24 protein-coding genes are annotated in these 18629 nt (G+C 35.9%); 21 read left to right on the top strand and 3 right to left on the bottom strand.

Annotated elements, in window-relative coordinates; all coding sequences use genetic code 11:
• Window positions 1-11 precede the first annotated feature (11 nt).
• The 10 genes from Q7P05_RS02845 (at window position 12) to Q7P05_RS02800 (ending at window position 8709) form a co-directional block, all read left to right on the top strand.
• Window positions 12-446 carry a phage tail tube protein gene (locus Q7P05_RS02845; RefSeq protein ID WP_195395044.1) on the top strand — a complete coding sequence of 145 codons (435 nt, stop codon included), beginning with the start codon at window positions 12-14 and terminating at the stop codon, window positions 444-446.
• Between the two features lie 3 nt (window positions 447-449).
• On the top strand, window positions 450-857 hold the full coding sequence (locus tag Q7P05_RS02840; RefSeq protein ID WP_303930321.1) for a hypothetical protein: 408 nt from the start codon (window positions 450-452) through the stop codon (window positions 855-857).
• A 153-nt stretch (window positions 858-1010) separates the two neighbouring features.
• Window positions 1011-3410 carry a phage tail tape measure protein gene (locus tag Q7P05_RS02835; protein WP_303930320.1) on the top strand — a complete coding sequence of 800 codons (2400 nt, stop codon included), beginning with the start codon at window positions 1011-1013 and terminating at the stop codon, window positions 3408-3410.
• Window positions 3410-4129, top strand: a complete 720-nt coding sequence (locus tag Q7P05_RS02830; RefSeq protein WP_303930319.1) for a phage baseplate protein — start codon at window positions 3410-3412, stop codon at window positions 4127-4129. Before Q7P05_RS02835 ends, Q7P05_RS02830 begins: the two co-directional genes overlap by 1 nt.
• The gene (locus Q7P05_RS02825) at window positions 4126-5178 is read left to right on the top strand and encodes a hypothetical protein (RefSeq protein WP_195186487.1); all 1053 of its coding nucleotides are present in this window, start codon (window positions 4126-4128) and stop codon (window positions 5176-5178) included. Before Q7P05_RS02830 ends, Q7P05_RS02825 begins: the two co-directional genes overlap by 4 nt.
• The gene (locus tag Q7P05_RS02820) at window positions 5162-5599 is read left to right on the top strand and encodes a DUF2577 family protein (protein ID WP_195186488.1); all 438 of its coding nucleotides are present in this window, start codon (window positions 5162-5164) and stop codon (window positions 5597-5599) included. The genes Q7P05_RS02825 and Q7P05_RS02820 overlap by 17 nt, the downstream gene beginning before the upstream one ends.
• Window positions 5592-6023 (top strand): DUF2634 domain-containing protein, encoded by a 432-nt coding sequence (locus Q7P05_RS02815; protein ID WP_303930316.1) that lies wholly within the window; start codon window positions 5592-5594, stop codon window positions 6021-6023. Before Q7P05_RS02820 ends, Q7P05_RS02815 begins: the two co-directional genes overlap by 8 nt.
• The gene (locus Q7P05_RS02810; RefSeq protein ID WP_303930315.1) at window positions 6023-7078 is read left to right on the top strand and encodes a baseplate J/gp47 family protein; all 1056 of its coding nucleotides are present in this window, start codon (window positions 6023-6025) and stop codon (window positions 7076-7078) included. Before Q7P05_RS02815 ends, Q7P05_RS02810 begins: the two co-directional genes overlap by 1 nt.
• On the top strand, window positions 7071-7697 hold the full coding sequence (locus Q7P05_RS02805) for a putative phage tail protein (protein WP_294026520.1): 627 nt from the start codon (window positions 7071-7073) through the stop codon (window positions 7695-7697). Before Q7P05_RS02810 ends, Q7P05_RS02805 begins: the two co-directional genes overlap by 8 nt.
• Before the next feature lies 1 nt (window position 7698).
• The gene (locus Q7P05_RS02800) at window positions 7699-8709 is read left to right on the top strand and encodes a hypothetical protein (RefSeq protein WP_303930314.1); all 1011 of its coding nucleotides are present in this window, start codon (window positions 7699-7701) and stop codon (window positions 8707-8709) included.
• On the opposite strand, the gene Q7P05_RS02795 is transcribed toward Q7P05_RS02800, so the two are convergent.
• Complete coding sequence (locus Q7P05_RS02795) at window positions 8706-8858, bottom strand: hypothetical protein (RefSeq protein ID WP_303930313.1); 153 nt, start codon at window positions 8856-8858, stop codon at window positions 8706-8708. The two genes, Q7P05_RS02800 and Q7P05_RS02795, sit on opposite strands and share 4 nt — an antisense overlap.
• Window positions 8859-9248: 390 nt before the next feature.
• On the bottom strand, window positions 9249-10064 hold the full coding sequence (locus Q7P05_RS02790) for a site-specific integrase (protein ID WP_303930322.1): 816 nt from the start codon (window positions 10062-10064) through the stop codon (window positions 9249-9251).
• Window positions 10065-10120: 56 nt separating this feature from the next.
• Here Q7P05_RS02790 and Q7P05_RS02785 point away from each other — a divergent pair, with 56 nt between their 5' ends.
• The 11 genes from Q7P05_RS02785 to Q7P05_RS02735 all read left to right on the top strand — a co-directional run bounded on the left by Q7P05_RS02785 (window position 10121) and on the right by Q7P05_RS02735 (window position 16724).
• Window positions 10121-10513, top strand: a complete 393-nt coding sequence (locus tag Q7P05_RS02785) for a hypothetical protein (RefSeq protein WP_195186494.1) — start codon at window positions 10121-10123, stop codon at window positions 10511-10513.
• Window positions 10513-10683, top strand: coding sequence for a hypothetical protein (locus Q7P05_RS02780; protein WP_195186495.1), 171 nt, complete (start codon window positions 10513-10515; stop codon window positions 10681-10683). Before Q7P05_RS02785 ends, Q7P05_RS02780 begins: the two co-directional genes overlap by 1 nt.
• A gap of 1 nt (window position 10684) precedes the next feature.
• Window positions 10685-10993 (top strand): hypothetical protein, encoded by a 309-nt coding sequence (locus Q7P05_RS02775; RefSeq protein WP_303930312.1) that lies wholly within the window; start codon window positions 10685-10687, stop codon window positions 10991-10993.
• A 79-nt stretch (window positions 10994-11072) separates the two neighbouring features.
• On the top strand, window positions 11073-12197 hold the full coding sequence (locus tag Q7P05_RS02770; protein ID WP_303930311.1) for a hypothetical protein: 1125 nt from the start codon (window positions 11073-11075) through the stop codon (window positions 12195-12197).
• Between the two features lie 28 nt (window positions 12198-12225).
• A complete protein-coding gene (locus Q7P05_RS02765) occupies window positions 12226-12543 on the top strand; it encodes a hypothetical protein (protein WP_303930309.1) in 318 nt (105 codons plus the stop codon).
• Entirely contained in the window at window positions 12509-12841 is a 333-nt protein-coding gene (locus tag Q7P05_RS02760; RefSeq protein ID WP_303930307.1) for a hypothetical protein, read from the top strand. The genes Q7P05_RS02765 and Q7P05_RS02760 overlap by 35 nt, the downstream gene beginning before the upstream one ends.
• Window positions 12838-13356 (top strand): N-acetylmuramoyl-L-alanine amidase, encoded by a 519-nt coding sequence (locus Q7P05_RS02755; RefSeq protein ID WP_303930305.1) that lies wholly within the window; start codon window positions 12838-12840, stop codon window positions 13354-13356. The genes Q7P05_RS02760 and Q7P05_RS02755 overlap by 4 nt, the downstream gene beginning before the upstream one ends.
• Before the next feature lie 3 nt (window positions 13357-13359).
• Complete coding sequence (locus Q7P05_RS02750) at window positions 13360-13833, top strand: hypothetical protein (RefSeq protein WP_303930304.1); 474 nt, start codon at window positions 13360-13362, stop codon at window positions 13831-13833.
• Window positions 13834-14255: 422 nt separating this feature from the next.
• Complete coding sequence (locus Q7P05_RS02745; RefSeq protein WP_277297532.1) at window positions 14256-14447, top strand: helix-turn-helix domain-containing protein; 192 nt, start codon at window positions 14256-14258, stop codon at window positions 14445-14447.
• A gap of 173 nt (window positions 14448-14620) precedes the next feature.
• Entirely contained in the window at window positions 14621-16075 is a 1455-nt protein-coding gene (locus tag Q7P05_RS02740) for a hypothetical protein (protein ID WP_303930300.1), read from the top strand.
• A 130-nt stretch (window positions 16076-16205) separates the two neighbouring features.
• Window positions 16206-16724 (top strand): hypothetical protein, encoded by a 519-nt coding sequence (locus tag Q7P05_RS02735; protein WP_303930298.1) that lies wholly within the window; start codon window positions 16206-16208, stop codon window positions 16722-16724.
• 47 nt (window positions 16725-16771) lie between these two features.
• Here Q7P05_RS02735 and Q7P05_RS02730 read toward each other — a convergent pair whose 3' ends face one another.
• Window positions 16772-18145 carry an MFS transporter gene (locus Q7P05_RS02730; RefSeq protein ID WP_296006309.1) on the bottom strand — a complete coding sequence of 458 codons (1374 nt, stop codon included), beginning with the start codon at window positions 18143-18145 and terminating at the stop codon, window positions 16772-16774.
• Between the last annotated feature and the right edge of the window lie 484 nt (window positions 18146-18629).

Raw genomic sequence — 18629 nt, 5'->3', positions numbered from 1 at the left:
AGGAGGAACACATGGAGAATTTTGCAGCGCAACAGGTAATGACAGGCTCTCATGGGCAAGTATGGTTAGATGGTTCTTTGGTGTCACAAGCTACAGCCGTTAAAGCTACAATTAAATTAAGCAAAGAAGAAGTTAAAAAAGCCAAAACAATGAGTAAACAATATAAATATGTTGGTTATGAAGGTACAGGCAGTTTAACTATGAACAAAGTATCTTCTTTGATGATTAGTAAAATGGCTGAAAATCTAAAAAAAGGTAAAGCTACTGTGTGCCAATTGGTAATTCAATTAGATGATCCTGATGCAAAAGGTGTAGAAACTGTAACGTTGTATGATGTTACATTCGATTCTTTAGACCTTGCAAACTGGAAAGTAGGCGCACTTGTAGAAGAATCTGTAGACTTTACATTTACAGAGTTTGACGTGATTGATAAAGTGGAGGACTAATAGATGAGCAATATCATTGATAAATTAATGGAAAAAGACTTAGATACATTGAAAGAGGTATCTAAAAAAGACTTAGAAATTACTCGATTATCTGAGGTTTTTAATGAACCATTTACTGTAACTGTAAAAGAAATTAGTTACAAACGTATTGCAGACCTTCGCATGTTGGCTACTGAAGACGGTAATGCTGATGAAAGTCAATTTTTACAGTTTGTCGTAACTGAAGGTATTGTTTCTCCAGACTTCGGAGCTAAAGAATTATTACAAAAATTTCAAGTACCATCTAAACAGGCATTGTTTACAAAGTTATTTAAAGCCGGTGAATTAGAGTTAATTGCACGTGAAGTATTAGCTCTATCTGGATATGGCGATAAAGCTATTAAAAAAGTAATTAATGAAGTAAAAAACTAATATATTCCGATGGTGATGTAAATCTTGCCTATTACATGTATGTCAATCATGATGTAATGCCATCGGAATTTCATAAAATGGGGCACGGAGAACGTATAGTCCTCCGTGCTTTTATGATGCAAGAAATTAAGGACAGAAAGGAGGCGAATAAAAATGAGTGAAGTAATTGATTTGGTGATGCGATTACATGATGGTGTAACATCCGTATTATCTGGAATTAATTCACAAATGGCTACAACTGCTAATATGGCAGATAGGCAAGGTAGAAATCTACAAAATATAGGTAGAGGTATTAGTGGAATTGGTAACGCCTTGATGCCTGTATCCGCTGCTATCGTTGGCATGGGTGCCGCCTCTGTTAAAGCCTTTGTTGGATTTGACTCTGCAGTAACTTCTGCAGGTGCAAAAGCAGGTGCAACGCATGATGAAATGCTTAAATTAAGAGATGTTGCAAAACAGTTAGGGGCAGACTTCCCGATAAGTGCAACACAAGCGGCGGAGGCTATGGATGGTTTAGCTGCAAGTGGTATGAATGCTAGTCAAATTATGAGCTCATTACCATCAATTGTAGAAGCATCTGTTGCATCTGGTGAAAATTTAGAAACAACAGCAGGGATTGTATCGGGTGCATTAAATACATGGGGATTACAAGAAGGTAATGTGGCCGAGAATGCAACACGAATGGCCGATGTAATTCAAATGGCTGCAAACAAATCACGTTTAGATATGGTTGGGTTTGGTAATGCAATCCAATATGCAGGTGCTCCAGCGGCTGCATTAGGAATATCTGTAGAAGAATTATCTACATCATTAGCTATCATGAGTAATAACAATATTGAGGCATCAACGAGTGGTCGTGCATTACGAATGATGTTAAGTAGATTAATAGACCCTCCAAAAGAAGCGGCAGATGCATTACAAAAGTTAGGAATTGTTACTACAGATTCACAGGGCAAATTTATTGGTCTTGGTAAAGTGTATGATCAATTACGAACTAAAATGCAAGGACTAACTGAAGCTGAAAAATTTAAATTAGCAGGTGACATTGCGGGCACAGAATCCACATCTGCATTACTTGCCGTATTGAATACTACAAAAGAAGCATACGATGATATGCGTAGTTCAATGGATTCTGCAACAGGTTCATCTAAAGCACAAGCAGATATTATGAAGAAAACACTGCTAGGGTCATTCAAGGATTTAGAAAGTAAAGTAGAGGCATTAGCCATAAGCTTTGCAGATGTATTGCAGCCTAGGGTACAAAAGGTGGCTGACACAATCGGCAATTTAGCAAAATACTTTACTGATTTAAGTCCAGCAATTAAAAATACAGCAATTGATGTTGGTATAAGCATTGTAGGGTTTACTGCTTTTACAAAAATACTAGGGCCTATTACAAGTGGTATTGGCTCTTTGATGCGGACATATGCAAATATTGGGAAAGTATTAAGAGGGCAAAGCATTAATAATAAGCTGTTAGAAGTATCAGTAAAAGGGATTGCAAGAGCATTTAGTAGTATTGGTAGCGTAGCTATGAGGGTATTACCAAGTATAGGTAGATTAATACCATTAGTTCTTACTGGACCTGTAGGGATTGCGATAGGTGTAATTGCTTTATTAGGTCTAGCAATTTATAAAAACTTTGATAAGGTAAAACCAGTATTAGAAGGTATAGGACAATCCTTTATAGGCTTTGTGGGCATCATAAAAGGTGCAGTTAGCCGAATTGTTACAGCTTTACAGCCAATAGTATCGAAAGTAGCTGATGCTTTTGGAAAACTAATTAGTCAAGTGGCTACATCATTTGGTAGGATTTATCAACTAATGTCACCTTTTCTCAATATTATTTTTACTGTTGTAAGTAAGGTAGCTAAAGTATTGATTGGTGGACCGCTTGCAGTAGCATTAGGGGCATTAGTAGTAGGGTTTAATGTAGCTATTGCAGGAATTACAGGGATACTAACATTTGCATTAACTGTAGTTGAAGGTGTTGTAAATGGAATTACAACTGTATTAAGTGGTATTACAGACTTTCTTGTAGGCGTATTTACAGGGAATTGGAGTATGGCATGGAATGGTATCGTTCAAATCTTTGAGGGGATTGTAATGCCAATTCAAAGTATATTTGATGGAGTTATTGCAGGTATTAAAGCATCAATTAATAGTTTGATTTCGGCGGTCAATGGCATTTCAGTAGACATTCCAGACTGGGTACCGGGTGTTGGTGGTTCACACTTTGGACCATTAAATATCCCTTTACTATATTCTGGTACTGATAACTGGAAAGGTGGACCTGCCATGATTCATGATCGTGGGGCTGAAATAGTAAATCTACCAAGTGGCGCACAAGTAATACCTCATGCACAATCATTAAATTCTGCATATAATCAAGGGAAACGTAGTTCATCTGGTAATAGCATTAATGTAAATATAGCTAATCTTAATGTTTGTAATGATGGAAAATCTGTAGAAGAATTAACATTCGAAATTGCAGAACAAATTCATTACCAATTACAAAAACGTTCTATTAATAGAATGGAGGGAGCAGTATAATGTCATTTTTTGATGCAATTATGAGCTTCTTTGGAGGTAAAGGCATACCACAGGGATGTAAATTTACATTATCCTGTGCAGGGCAAAATATTATACTGCCAGTAACACCAGCTTCATTTAAGGTGGGGCGAACATATAACAATAGTACTTTAAATATTAATGCTATTGGTGAAATTAATATGTTAGGGAAAAGAGGCCTTCAGACATTATCATTTGAAGGCTTTTTCCCTGCACAAAAATATGAGTGGTCAGAAACAAATGAAACTAATCCTTATAATCTAGTAAGAAAAATTGATGGATTTGCTACAAGTGGAAAGCCATGTAAGATTTCAATTTCAAATACATCGATTTCTATGTACTGTACAATTGAGTCATTTAATCATGATGAGCATGATGGTACAAGTGATGTGTATTATGAGATGACACTCAAGGAATATAGATACATAAAACCAACATCAGAGATAAAAAATGATACTACAGGCTTACATAGTAGAATCGCAGAAGCTCCAGAAGAGCAAGCAGTAACAGCATATCCACAAGAACATTTTATGGATACAGCTAATAAGGCAGTATCAAAAATAATGCCAATAGCGGAACAAGGCAAAAAGGCATTAAACATGTATAAGATGATGGTTAAAGCTGGTAAAAGTCCAATTGGTGCAGTTTTACAAGTATCTAAGCGGTCATTAAAAATGAATGGTAAGGAGTGGCCACTATGATTACACTAATAGAACATATTAATGAAAAGGATGAAAGAGTAGATATTACACATCTTATTTCTAAGTTCACATGGAGCGGTGATAGAGAAGAAGCTGCTAGAAAATTAGAGTTTTCATATGCCTATAATCCTAAAGATATATCATTTCCAAATTATTTAATTGATTTAGGTGATCGTATTGAAGTGACAGTAGATAATGCAAAGATATTTACTGGGCGTGTATTCTTTAGAAAAAGGAATACTAATGATAACACCTATGATATTACTTGCTACGATGGAATGATATACCTTGCAAAGTCGAAAGTAAGTTTAGTTTTTAATGCCACAAATGTAGTTGATGCTTTCAAGCGTGTATGCGCAGAAGTTGAAGTATCTGTTGGAAATTTGCCAGAAATACCTACAGTAGTAAATTTTGTAGCAGATAAAAAAACATGTACAGAAGTTTTTCAAATGTTGTTTGAAAAAACAAAGGCAGATATTCAAAAAGATTACACAGCTATATTACTAGCGGACGGAATTAATTTAGTAGAAAAAGGAACAGTCATTGAGGAGTATATAGCTAGGGATACATACGATGTGATAAGCTCATCACATTCTGAATCAATTGAGGAAATGGTAAACAGAGTAAAAACTGTTGATGCTGTAGGTAATGTGATTCGGATAGATAATGAAGATGAATTAATTAAAAAGTATGGTATATTCCAAGATATTTACAAAAATCAGCCAGAACCAAAGGAAAAGAAAGCTACTAAAAAGAAAAAGCCTAGCACTATAAGTACACCTAAGAAACCCAAGTTCCCTGTTGATAATGCGGCAAAAGCTAAAGCAAAAATCAAAGGAATTAAAATGGAATCAAGTATTTCTGCAATAGGTAATATGCAGTGCATATCTGGGTATTCTGTAGTAATTGAAGAAGAACAACTAAAAGGAGTATTCTTCATTAAATCTGATACTCATACCTTTGAGAATAATACACATACAATGGAGTTGAATTTAGAGTACATTAGAGAACCAGAGGAAGGAGAGGGTGAAAGTGCCGAAGAAAAATAATGATCCTTATGCAGGAATATTAGGCATCATGAGCAATGTGGGCGGAAACGCAGGCAAGCAAGCAATGCCGGGAATTGGTACGATAGTATCACCACCTCCCAATCTAGTTGTATCGTTCAATGGAATGGAATTAAACAGTAATTTTTTGTGGGTTGATGAATATTGGTTACAAGGGCATTATAGAGAATCTAAAGGACATATCATTTCAGAAACACAACCAAGAGCAGGTGGTGGGGGATATGCTGAGTTTTCTAGCCATACTCATGAAATTCATAATGATTACACAAAGACAAGAATCATGACTGATACATGGCATATAGGCGATAAAGTAATGTTAATTCCGATAGTAGGTGATGATGAAAGTACAGCAGAACAGTACTTTGTATATGGAAAATGTAGGAGGTTAGACGGCAATGAGTAATCCATTTATGAAAGGGAATACACCAAGTAGCATTGACGTAAATAAAAATCTGCCACTATGCAAAGAGCTAGCTTGGGACTTTCAACGAGATACCTATCAATATGATAGAAATGGTAATCATAAATATGTGACAGGAAATGATGCAATAAAAGTATGGGTATGGAAAACATTAAGAGTAGAGCGCTACCGTTATAGAGCATATTATGATGATTATGGTATTGAGTTTGAACAATTTGTTGGGAAAAAGCCTAATGATACGCCTAGCCAATATGATTTATTTGAATATGTAAAGGATGCGTTATTAGTTAATCCATATATTATAAATGTAGATGCTGTAAATGTAATTCAAGAACATAAAATAATTACACTACAAATAGAGTTACAAACAATTTATGGACAAAATACGATAGGAGTTGAAGTATAATGCTAGAACCACAAAGTAAGCAAGATGTGCTAGGACGGCTACTAGCAGATTTCAAAAAAATAGATAAAGAGGGATTGAGTACACATGAAGGTACATTTGTATTTGATACATTAAGCTCAAATGCAGTAGAGTTTGAAAAATCATATGCAGAAATGCAGTTAATACTTGATGCGGCATTTCCGCAAACTGCATGGGGAGAATATTTGACACGTCATGCGGAAGCTCATGGGGTATTTAGAAAGGAAGCAACACAAGCTAATGTAATATTAACCATAACAGGTACCGCTAATACGATCATACCTAAAGGAAGTTTATTCAGTACAGATAATGATGAAACATTTAGAACTTCTAAGGAGGTTAATCTAGGCGATACTGGAAGTGCTAAAGTATTGGCATTATCTGAACAACTTGGGAAATCTTTGAATGTAGGGGCAAATACAATCACAGAAATAGTTGGGGGGATATATGGTGTTAGTACAGTTACAAATGAAGCGGCTGCTTATGATGGATATGATGAAGAGACTGATGCAGAACTTTTAGATAGGCTCCTATTAAAAGTTAGAAAGCCTGCAACCAGTGGCAATGTATATCATTATGAACAGTGGGCTCGATTAGTTAATGGTGTTTTTTTAGTTAAAGTAATTCCATTATGGAATGGTCCGGGAACAGTTAAGGTTATTATTATCAATAATGAACGTGAAAGTGCTAGTACAGAATTAATTGAAAAAGTTAAGGCTGTAATTGCTGAAAACGCACCAATTGGGGCAACTGTTACTGTAGTAACACCAACAATATTTGATATCAATATCGAACTAACAGTGACAAAGGGGGAAGCAGATATAGAGGCTGTTAAAAAGGTATTAAATGAGGAGTTTAAAAAGCAAATTTTTAATGGCACATATGTATCTTATGCTAATATTGGTAAAGCTATTTTAGCTAATAAAGAAACAGGGGTATTAGACTATCGTGACTTAAAAGTAAATAAAGGGATTACTAATATTGACATTACAAATGAACAATTACCAACAATTAAAGAGGTGATCGTGCATGAGTGATTTTATTAGATGGAAAGAGGTAGATATACTTACGTATCTGCCTCTTTTTATTGCAAAAGATTTAGAGTTTAAAACAATAAGTGATGCAGATAGTAGAGAGCATGAACGTATTAGATTATTGTTAATTGAACTATTAAAACAAGATAATATTCAATCTGCAACTTATGCATTATCGAAATGGGAAGAGTTTGTTGGAATAAGTGCTAGAAGTGATAGCTTACAAAATAGACGAAGCCGTGTAATTGCAAAGTTAAATAATACTGATAGTAGCACTAAAGAGTTTCTAGAAGCCTTGGCCAATAACTTTGTATCAGATGAGTCTACAGTAATAATTCCAAAGAATGAAAGCTATACTATGGAATTAAAGTTTACAAAAGACATGTGTGAAGATATCAATGGTTTACAGCAAACCATTGAGGAGTTTAAGCCAGCACATATTGGTTATGAAGTTTGGGAAGAACAATTACTTGAACAAAAATTGATTATTTCAGGGCTAGTTGTGGCAGAAGAAGAAACAAAAATTAGTATGAGTAAATTGTTAAGCGATATTGAAATCGAGCACAATCTATATTATGGAAGTGCAATTGGTTATGAAGAAGTAATTGAAATAGGAGGATAATATGGCACAGTTTCCGGGACTTAGTTTAACCATACAAGGAAATAAAATGATTTTAAAATCAGCAACAGGGAGAGCTGATGATAGATTGATCATTACAAAGGCAGTAATAGGAGATGGACAATTAACAAAAAGTATTGATAGCTTAACATCTCTTGTTAATCCTAAATTAGAAATTGGATTAAGTAATATCAAAGAAGTAACAAATGGGCAAATGCAGTTACAATTTAACTTTGATAATAAAAAAGTTGAAACAGGGTTTTATTGGAGAGAAGTTGGTATATATGGAAAGACCGGTGACAGTGGGCAAGAAAAGCTGATTGGATATTCTAACGCTAGTGGATTAACCTCTTATATTCCAGATAAAACAAATGCAATTCCAATGCAACGCCTATTAGTTGCTTTAGGGGTAGGAGACAATCCTAATGTAAAGGGACTTGTTGATTTATCAACGGCTGTTACTGGGGAACAACTAGATGAATCTATTAAAGCTCATAATGTAGATATAAATGGACATAGAGATGCATTTAATAAAAAGCTGGATGTTAGTTCTAATCAATATACAAAGGCGCTTGCAAAACATAATCAAGGTTTACAAGTAACAAAAGGTGATAACTCGCAAGAAATTATTGACTTTATTACTTCTAATTATAACGATAGCGATATTAATAAAGTGCTTAACTTAGGTATACTTAAAAGCCTATTAGGCCAAGGTGCTATAGTAGCGTCTAAACTTGATGCAAATGCTGGTTTCGTAAAGTTTGCTAATGGTTTCACTATCCAGTGGGGAGCTTTTAATAATGTGCCGATAGGAAATACATTCTCATTCCCCGTTTCCTTTGATAATGCGTGTTACGTAGTAGTTGGTAATGACGTGAATGGTAACAACAGAGATAACCAAGTTCACTCTTTTAGAGAATACACTAGATCCAGCTTTAAAATATTCTCTCAAGCGGCGCTAGACTCAGGTAATAAAACGACGGCATGGGGCAGATATATTGCGGTAGGTAATTAAATAATCCCTAGTGCGAACCAGTAATAGGATGCAGCATATCTATCACTCGCCACAAATACAGCTTTTGTATTGTTGCTTTCGCTTACAGAGTTTGCAAAATATCTTGGTGTATCTGACCCACTCCAATATGCATCAATCGCATTTGCCATGAATAATCTTGTGAATCTAATAGGGAATGTTACTTCTGTTTTTACGACATTATCTTGACCACCAACTCCCCACTGGAGAGAGTTTAATAAGTGACTATAGAACGACGGCCTGGGGGGAGGTCCATTGTAGTAGGTAATTAGGTAATTAGCTAATTCCTACACACATCCAGGTAAAGTTACCTGCATTTCCTCGGTTAGTTAAAAAGCGTATAGAAGCTCTATTATTATTTGAGAAGCCACTGTTCCAAGACACATAAAACTCATCCCCTCTTGTGGTTGTACTTGCGGAGTCATCGGTGCACAATGCAACTAACACCTTACACGTAATAGGCAATGTTATATCACAATATGTATTTTGATTTAAGAACCAAGTTAATCCCCACTGGGGAGTTATTTTAATAATTCTATGGTTTTACGCAGTTCACGAATAGTTTTATGCGTGTATACCCTAGTGGTAATATCGCCTTGTTTGTGACCTAGTAAGGAACGTAATGCGTTAGGTGATGCAACCGCATCAAGTAAACTTGCGAATGTGTGCCTAGTATCGTGGATAGTGTGCTTGCAGTTAAGATACTTCATAATATTCTGGAAATGCTTACGGAATGATGTGTAGCTGATAGTGAATAGGTAATCTCTAGTATGTAGTTGCTCTATTATAGGCATGATGCGGTGATGAATGGGAATAATACGACCTTCACCGGCTTTTGTTTTAGCGTGTCTCACAATAAGGTATGATGATCGTCTATTGATATCCTGCCTACGTAAATTAAGTAGCTCACTTATGCGGAGCCCTGTGTAGAGCAGTATTAAAATCATGCGAGAATAAGATGTATCTATCGCCCATAATTTGTTGATTTGTTGGCGAGTGAATACTCTTCTTCTAATTGTTGGCACATTGGGGCCTAGATTTAAGTGTAAGGCGTAATTAGTGATAGGATAATCTTGTATAATAGCGTAATTAAATAATTGATTAAGTAATGTACGGACTTTCTTACATGATGAGTAGGAAAGTCCTTTTACGTGCATGGAATTAATCACATTTTGGAGGTGCTGAAAATGAATATCCGTGATAGGCATATCCGCTATGTTGGATATGTGTTTAAAAGCAATGTGATAAGACTTAATAGCACTCTTAGAAACAGACCGTGAGTGAATCGGCAACCACTCGTTAAATAGTTGCCTTAATGTAATGATATTGCGTTGCATACGTTTTAATATAACAAGGTGACGGCGCATAATTTAACCTCCGAAAGGATATTACTATGAATCAATATATATTTATTTTAAATGAGATGGGCGAGAGAATTACGTCCATTGTGGATAACACAGTAACAAAAGAACAGTTGTTAACAACTGCAAAAGAACAATGGCCAGATGCTGCCGATTACATTTACTCCGAAAACGGTGACAACATGCTTGACGAGTTTATGAAAGGCAAATTCTATGTAGACGGCAAGTTCGTTGAACCGCAAGCAAAAGAGCCAACAAAGGCGGAAAAAATCGCTGAAATTAGAAATTATTACAATGGGCGTTTTGAAACGTTAGAACAAATGTTATTAAGACGTCGCTTGATTAATGGCGATATTACCGACTTGCAAGATCAGTTTAAGAAACTGAATCAAGAAATGGTATTAAAAATTAAGGCGGTGAAATAATGGAAACATTTGAAATTAAAAGTGATATTCCTGTAATGAAGTTCTGTGAATGGTGCTATGAAACATTAAATGAGGATGGAACATGCCCAACAGAAGGATGCATCCATAATGACTTAATGGAATTGGACGAGGTGCGTGAAGATGAAACTACCGGTCCTACACAACTTTAATGTGATTAAAGGAGAAACAATTACTCTAAATGTTGGTTATACCAATATGGTAGATAGTGAAAGCCTATTTGCATGTGTTAGAAAATATCCAACAGATGAGGAGTACAAGGCAAAGTTTGATATATCTGTATCTCAAGATGGGTTAGAAAATGATGAGCTGTGCAAAATCATTTTATCTTTGGACACAGATACATTAAGCCGTGGTAAGCACTACTGGGATTTGTTTTTGTGGAGTGGTAATAAGCCTATCAAATGTTTAATAAAAGGTGAAATCACAATATGTGAAGGCGTTAGCAATAGGGGGAAATAATATGAGTGATGAATATATTCATATAAAGTCTAATGATGATGATAAAATCATTGTCAAAGATAATACCCAAATTATTAAATTGCAAGGGCCGAAGGGTGAACCAGGACAGCAAGGGCCTCCTGGGCCTCCTGGACCTCCAGGCGAACCTGGTAAAAATGGAGTTGATGGTGTAAATGGCGAGCGAGGTATTCAAGGGCCACCAGGACCTCCTGGTAAGGACGGAGTTAACGGAGCAAAAGGTGAACAAGGCTTGCAAGGTCCTCCTGGGCCACCAGGAAGAGACGGAACTAAAGGTGAACAAGGAATTCCTGGACCACCTGGCCCAAAAGGTGAACCGTTCAAATATTCCGATTTTACTGCTGAGCAATTAGCATTACTTAAAGGCCCTAAAGGAGATAAAGGTGAACCAGGCCCTCCTGGTACTGGTGCTAATATAGACCTTAGTGGATATACAACAAAGACAGATGCTGATAATCTTTATTTAAAGAAAGCCGATTTAATGAGCTATCTAACAATGTTAGGCGACCCCAAGTATGCATACAAAACAGAGTTAACTAGTTATTTACGAAAAACCGATGCTGAAACCAAATATAGCAAAAAGACTGAATTAGATAACTATGTTAAAAAATCTGAAATTAATCAGTATACTTCAGCATCTAATGTACAACTTACTACAGAACAGCTTGAAAAATTAAGAGGGCCACAAGGCCCTAAAGGAGAGCCGTTTAGATATAGCGACTTTACGCAAGAGCAACTCAACGCACTAAAAGGACCTAAAGGCGAGCCGTTCAAATATTCTGATTTTACACCGGAACAATTACTGGCATTAAGAGGGCCCAAAGGAGACCCTGGAAGTGGTGGTGGACAAGTAACTTCGCAACCAGTAGAAATATATGAAGTTGTTTGGGGAAACGCTATAGCCAGTAATCCTGGTGCTGATAGAGGTTACTTAGCATTCGACCCATTAACAGGCTGGGGATACTTGCATTTTGATTTTAAATTGAAAACCCCTTCCGGTAATGGCAATATGGTCGCATCGCTCCCACCGAATGCACCAGTTGCAGTAAGGCTAATAGAACGAAGCGTTGATATAAATAACAATAGTATTTATGTTGAACGAAACAGCCGTATAATTAAGGGCTGGGGTGTACCGGCGAACACTCGGTATATTATTGATATTATAGGTTATTGGAGAAAGGCATAAAAGAAGAATGTGGAATTGGCAGTTCGAGTTGAACGACATTTTAACAACGCTTACCATCGTAGGGGTTGTAGCAGGAGCAGGATATAGATTACTGATTATTCCGCTGCTTGAAAAATTAGATTTGCAAAGACTGCAAGATAATTTAATGATTCAAGAGAAAATGGGTAGTTTAATTGAAACGTTAAAAGACCTAAAGGAAGAAATTAAGTTATCTCGTGAGCAACGTACAAAGGCATACACAGAGCATGTGAAATTAACTTCACGTGTGGATAGCATTGAATCTCGTGTTGATGATATTAAGGAGGAGCTACATGAACATACCGCCAAATCTCATCAATACAGTTAAAAGATCATATCAATCTGTAAGGGTGGCTAATATCCACCCTACAGGTGTATTAGCGACAAGGGTACTAGTATTAGTTATGCTAGTACCTATTTTATTGGTGATTACTCAATATATCATGGCTTTTATTAGTGGTTATGTATCAGACGAAGCTAATAAGTTGATTAACGTAGGCATCAATATTATTGACCACATATTCATACCTAGTGTCTTAATGGCTATTGTAGGGTTCTTGGGTCTTTGGTTAGACCGAAATAACAATGGTATTCCTGATAAATTAGAAGAGGAGGATAAACGATGAAAGTATTTATTAATCCAGGACATGATATTAACTTAGACAGTGGTGCAGTCAATCCTGTGTATGGCACTCGTGAATGTGATGTAGCACGTGATGCAGGCAAGATGTTAGCACGCTATCTTGAAACCGCAGGATGTGAAGTGCGTACTCTTCAAGATGATGATTTAGGCCTTGTATGCGCTGAATCTGATTCTTGGGGAGCTGATATCTTTGTATCTCTACACTGTAATGCATTCAACACGCAAGCTCGAGGTACAGAAACTTTGTACAAGTCCTTTAATGGGCAACGACTAGCAAATGACATTCAAAGCCAAATCATCAGAAGCATTAATACAGTTGATCGTGGTGTTAAAAAACGTGATGACCTTTGGGTGCTAAATGGTACAGATGCAACAGCTGTATTAGTTGAAATGGCATTTATTGATAACGAAGAAGACCATGATATGTTAACTAATGATTTAGACACTATCGTTCGTGCTATCGCTAGGGGAATTACTGACTACGCAGGAGGGCAATAATGCATGACAAAATCAAAGTATTATTTAATAACTCTACTTACCGCTATGTTATTATCGGTTGTATTGGCATCATCTTCATCCTTTGCGCAGGATATATCCTCTACCAGCCAAACGGAAGCGACTATCAGCGTACCATTAACGCAGTGGAACGAGCTCAAGGAAAACAACGAGAAAGCCTTGAGCTCAATCGAAGCATCCAGTCTTCCATTGACCGAAGCTCAGAGCTTAGTCATGAAGCAAAAGACCGAGTTGACCGAAGCACACAATACAATCAACAAATTGGAAAACGAATTGATGCAAGCCAAGCTTCAATCAATGAAGCAAGAAGTTACCTTAAACGAAATGCAGAACTCTTTGACCGAATTGAAAGGGCAAATAGAGAACGACAAGAAAACCATTAAACGCTTGCGGATGCAACGAAATATATCACAAGTGTTAAGTGGTGGCGCAATTATAGGGGTAGCGTTCAAACATTAAGGAAGTGATCCATACATCTCCATAGCGTGTAATGGTGGATACACGCAACTATAAATAAAAGAGCCTACTAACCTAGATTAAATCTATGTTGGTAGGCTCTATTTTTGTTTGTAAAAATAATAAAAAAACTATTGTATATAACACGAAAACGTGTTATAATGTAGACATAGGGAAGGAGGTGAAACCATTGAAAAGGAAGAAAATAAAAAAGTGGCTACCCTTAGTAATAGCTATCATCCAACTAGCAACTGCGGTGATAACGGCGATTAATAAGGAGTAACCACAGGGGCTCGAAAGAGCCCCACTCTTCCTAACCATTATATCAATGGGAAATATATGATTTCAAGATTAACTTTAATAATTAGTATTATTGCTCTTATATTATCCGTTTACAATCTATTAGTTATATTGGGAGTATTATAATGAAATTAGCTGATGTAATGACTACACAAGAGGCTGGTGAAAGATGGAATGTACCAGCTGATTCTATCAAGCAATGCTGCTTAAAGAGGTATGCAAATAAACAATTTACCGATGATGAAGCTAGAAAATCTGGTAAGAATTGGCTTGTAACACGTCAAGGCATGGAACGGCTATACGGAAAAGAGAAATAACGCTTGCCCCTTATTTGCCCCTTTTTGAAATGTAGGCTTTGGATAATGTAGTAATGGTGCGGATTATTGAGTATAAACCCTCAATCCGCACCAAAATATATAAGGACCTACAGATTACTGTAGGTCCTTTTTGCTATAACATTAAAAGTTGTAGATGTATATAGGAGAGAGAAATGAATAAGAAATATTTTGTGCTGATGATGCTTTCGCTAGCATTATCTAGTCAGTTTAGTTTAGCGGCAACAGTGGATGAGATAAACCCCAATACCAGTGCTGAACTGAAAAATAATGCAAAGTCAAATCAGCCTGTACAAACTAAAGCTCCTGTGAAATTAGAGTTTGTTGAGATTATTCCTGGGGCTTTTAAAGCTGTTATAAAAGATAAATCGATAGATACGAAGGCACTTTCAATGGGCGATGAAATTATATTAGAGCGGATGGAGAAGGAGTACGCTTCTCAACGATTAAAAATATCAGAAAAACCTGATTTTGGAAGTGAATATAAAACGTTTGATCCACTTTATAATGATAAGGATGAAACAGCACTAAAAGAAATTAAACACTATAATACTGAATCAACACGTAATGAAGGCTATTTTATTGGTGGTCGAGAAAAACCTTTACGCATTGTGAGCCCATATATGAAAAAGAATGGTAAAGGGGAAATTAAGCTAACGAATCCCGTTAATACTAAAGATTATCGAACTCGTGCCGATCGGGATGCAGCAAATGAAAGGGAAATTCGAGAATATTTAGATAAAAATAAGGGAAAAGGGCATGATCTATTTACGGCTAGATCTAAAGCTGAAATTAAAGAATCTTTGGAAGAATTTTTTAAACCGATAGAATTGATTCAGTATCCTATCAATAATCCGAAGGATTATAAACAACTTTCTACCGTATCTGGATTTCCAAAGAAAATACCAGGCTTTGCAAAAAATATTCATATGCATAGTAATCCAGGCTTTTTACAAGGTAGGGCTTATGTACAATTTGCATTTGGAGGCACACCGGAACAATTAAAGACATATATTGATGAAGCGCTTTCAAATTCTAAAGTAGTTGTTTTAAAAGCTGATATATCCAATGTGTATGTTAAACGATATATCGATTCGAATATGGCTTATGCAGATTCTCTATATGCATTAATTCCAAGATCGATACTGACTGTAAAAAATACAACTGTGCCGATGGGTAAATTTATACAAGAACGACAAGATAATCCAATTGATAAATCTGTAGATGAAATATATGAGTTGGAAAATCAAGTACTAGCAGAATTCAATAAGGTACAGATTCCAGATGAAGACAATAGTGCAAAGTATAAGAGGTATTTTGAAACTCGTAAACGAATACAAGACGATCGAGATGCATTAAAGCCTAAACCTGATTATGGAAATAAGCGTTTCAAAGATAAAGTGTATCCAATTTATAGTGAAAAAGAAAATCGAAAGCTTCAAAAACAATATTTGCATAGATTGTCATATAATGAAGATTCCATAGAAATACCAGACAATTATGTATTGTATGTATTTGATTTTGGCGGAAGTCGGAATCATCCATATTCTCTAGGTGCTGCAGTTAGTCCAGATAAAAACTACATAATATATTTCTGCCAACAAGGTTGATTATAAAACAATAAAAGGTAGCAACATATATGTTGCTACCTTTTTTGCTATATCCATCTAGGCAGAATTTCATATTATATGTACAATCATAGTAATTAATAATATATTGATTTTAGTATGAGAGAATTTTATGAAATTTAAGTACGGCGATACATTGCGAATTCGAAATGATTTATATACAATCCTAGGCAAAATTCGTTACATTGATACTCGTAGGAGAATTTGGTGTAAGTATAAGCTGGTTAAGCATAAGAATAATGCTGAGTTTTGGATCCGGTGGAATAAAAAACGTGGCGCATATCAGTTTACAAAGTTGTGCAGTAAAGCGATACCATCTGACATGAACGTAGTACATCGTGGTTATCAGATGGTTATAGGTACAAGAGGGGATATAGATATAGATTTTGCGGATGTAGTTCGTTATGAAGAGTATGAAGATGCTAATGGCACTCATACATTTATTGTTGAAAAAGGGGTACATACGACTGAGTATTCAAAAGGCGTTTATGTTGATAAGGAATATGTGTCTCTTGAAAGCGATGTAGAGATACCTAAGCCCATTCTAGATAAAATGGATACCATTAAGAAAATGAGATTCATAGGGCCCATAATTTGGTTCTTGGCGAACTTATTAAATAATAAAAGGTAGTAACAATTTCTTGTTACTACCTTTTTATTTGCTCTAGAATTTAGTTGTTAGCTGTTAGCTTCAGCTGTTTGGAGTTGTTCAAGTTCTGCTTCTTTAGCATCTAATTCTTTTGCACCAAAGTGGGCAAGTACACAGAATGTAACGCAAAGAATACATGCTGCCATTAGGAGATAGAAACCTGCATTCCAACCGAATTTATCTGCTAAAACACCAAATAGTGTTGTACCAAGGTTGGCACCTACGATGTAACTCATAAAGCCACGAAGACCAACAGCAGAGCCTACAGCGAATGGAGGTACGATATCCATAGTTTGTACAGAGGCTAAGAATTGAGGAATGTAGATTAGGCAACCTACAACAGCAGCAAAGAATGTAACCCATAAGAGGGATTCACTTTGCCAATAGCCAAAGATACAGAAGAAGATAATACTTACTGCAATGATTGCTGGAGGCATGCGATAACCTTTAAAGAATTTATCGGAAATATAACCAGCAAAAATTGTAGAAGGAATTGCTGCCCATTCGAAGAATAAGAAGGCGATGGACATTTCAGCTTTAGAGAAGCCTTTCACTTGTAATAAGTAAATAGGCAACCATGTAAGCATACCGAAACGAATCATATAAACGAATGTATCAACTAGAGACACATACCAAGCATTTTTATTTTTTAATACATATTGTACAAAGATTTGTCTTGTGCTTAGGTGAGGTGCTTCTGCACTTCTATGTGTTTTATGAGATGTATCGGCAATGATTTCGCTAGTTGGTGGTAAACCTTCTCGTTCAGGACTTTCTTTGATCAAGAAGCAAATAATAATAGCTACGATAATCGCGATAATTGCAGGGATACCATAACTACCTAATTGCCAGTGATCTGTAGTAGTGAAGTATAATGCAGCAGCTACGATTGGTGCTACGATACCACCACCAAGATTATGGGAGATATTCCAAATTGCCCCAAAGCGACCACGTTCCTGTTTTGGATACCATTTGGCAAGTGTGATGAAGGATGGACCTACACCAAAGCCTTGGAAGAAACCATTAAGAACTACTAATACTAAGAAGAAGGCGAGGCTGTCGGCAAAGCTCATGAAAATATTGATAATTGCACAACAAATAAGACCGAAAGCCATAAATTTTGCAGGGCTTGCTTTGTCAGCAAGACTACTCATGAAGCCTTTACTTAGACCGTAGGCGATAAGCATACCACTAGATAGCAAACCGATTTCCGTTTTGCTCATGTGTAAGATATCTGATAAAAAATGAGTTGATAAGGCAAAGTTGTTACGAACAATATAGTACGCTGCGTAACCAATAAATACACCGGCTAAAGATTGAAATCTATATTTATAATATAGATTCATAATCATATTCTGTGGAACCGATGGTTTTGCCTCTTTTGGTTGTAGAAATGAAAACATAGTAATTACCTTTCTTTCATAATAACCAAATTCTAGTGCACTGCTAATACTACCATTTATAGACGATTTATGTAAATGATTTATGGTACGAAAATAAGCGTTTATGTCATAAAATTTATTAATAATACAATTTATATAAATCTTTTGCAAGTATTTATTAGTAAAATGAAAAGATAAAATTTTTCTAAAATATTGACAAAGTTATTTTATAATTGTATATTAAAGGTGACATACTGGCGTGTCGTTAAAGGGACTTAGAGAGAGTTAGCCAGACTGACATACGATATAGTTCGAGAGTAACTATATACATAAAAAGGCATGCCGCTGAGAGACGAGAGAAGGGTGGTGTGCCTTTTTTGTATGCCTAATTCCAAAAATATAAAATTTTATTAAAATAGTATTATTTGCAAGTTTAAGGAATAGACTAAAACCTCCCTATGTAATACAATGTATTATCAATGCAACGTTATCTCTTTAATTGGCT

It is taken from the genome of Veillonella dispar (assembly GCF_937975875.1).
Classification (GTDB): domain Bacteria; phylum Bacillota; class Negativicutes; order Veillonellales; family Veillonellaceae; genus Veillonella; species Veillonella dispar_B.
The sequence above is the reverse complement of the archived record's forward strand: the minus strand, read 5'-3'. Positions and strand labels throughout refer to the sequence as shown.

Coding starts and splice junctions, on each gene's coding strand:
- Q7P05_RS02845 (WP_195395044.1), top strand. CDS start 12: ATGGAGAATTTTGCAGCGCAACAGGTAATGACAGGCTCTCATGGGCAA.
- Q7P05_RS02805 (WP_294026520.1), top strand. CDS start 7,071: ATGAGTGATTTTATTAGATGGAAAGAGGTAGATATACTTACGTATCTG.
- Q7P05_RS02810 (WP_303930315.1), top strand. CDS start 6,023: ATGCTAGAACCACAAAGTAAGCAAGATGTGCTAGGACGGCTACTAGCA.
- Q7P05_RS02730 (WP_296006309.1), bottom strand. CDS start 18,145: ATGTTTTCATTTCTACAACCAAAAGAGGCAAAACCATCGGTTCCACAG.
- Q7P05_RS02740 (WP_303930300.1), top strand. CDS start 14,621: ATGAATAAGAAATATTTTGTGCTGATGATGCTTTCGCTAGCATTATCT.
- Q7P05_RS02745 (WP_277297532.1), top strand. CDS start 14,256: ATGAAATTAGCTGATGTAATGACTACACAAGAGGCTGGTGAAAGATGG.
- Q7P05_RS02835 (WP_303930320.1), top strand. CDS start 1,011: ATGAGTGAAGTAATTGATTTGGTGATGCGATTACATGATGGTGTAACA.
- Q7P05_RS02735 (WP_303930298.1), top strand. CDS start 16,206: ATGAAATTTAAGTACGGCGATACATTGCGAATTCGAAATGATTTATAT.
- Q7P05_RS02815 (WP_303930316.1), top strand. CDS start 5,592: ATGAGTAATCCATTTATGAAAGGGAATACACCAAGTAGCATTGACGTA.
- Q7P05_RS02825 (WP_195186487.1), top strand. CDS start 4,126: ATGATTACACTAATAGAACATATTAATGAAAAGGATGAAAGAGTAGAT.
- Q7P05_RS02840 (WP_303930321.1), top strand. CDS start 450: ATGAGCAATATCATTGATAAATTAATGGAAAAAGACTTAGATACATTG.
- Q7P05_RS02750 (WP_303930304.1), top strand. CDS start 13,360: ATGACAAAATCAAAGTATTATTTAATAACTCTACTTACCGCTATGTTA.
- Q7P05_RS02795 (WP_303930313.1), bottom strand. CDS start 8,858: ATGGCAAATGCGATTGATGCATATTGGAGTGGGTCAGATACACCAAGA.
- Q7P05_RS02760 (WP_303930307.1), top strand. CDS start 12,509: ATGAACATACCGCCAAATCTCATCAATACAGTTAAAAGATCATATCAA.
- Q7P05_RS02790 (WP_303930322.1), bottom strand. CDS start 10,064: ATGCAACGCAATATCATTACATTAAGGCAACTATTTAACGAGTGGTTG.
- Q7P05_RS02780 (WP_195186495.1), top strand. CDS start 10,513: ATGGAAACATTTGAAATTAAAAGTGATATTCCTGTAATGAAGTTCTGT.
- Q7P05_RS02785 (WP_195186494.1), top strand. CDS start 10,121: ATGAATCAATATATATTTATTTTAAATGAGATGGGCGAGAGAATTACG.
- Q7P05_RS02830 (WP_303930319.1), top strand. CDS start 3,410: ATGTCATTTTTTGATGCAATTATGAGCTTCTTTGGAGGTAAAGGCATA.
- Q7P05_RS02800 (WP_303930314.1), top strand. CDS start 7,699: ATGGCACAGTTTCCGGGACTTAGTTTAACCATACAAGGAAATAAAATG.
- Q7P05_RS02755 (WP_303930305.1), top strand. CDS start 12,838: ATGAAAGTATTTATTAATCCAGGACATGATATTAACTTAGACAGTGGT.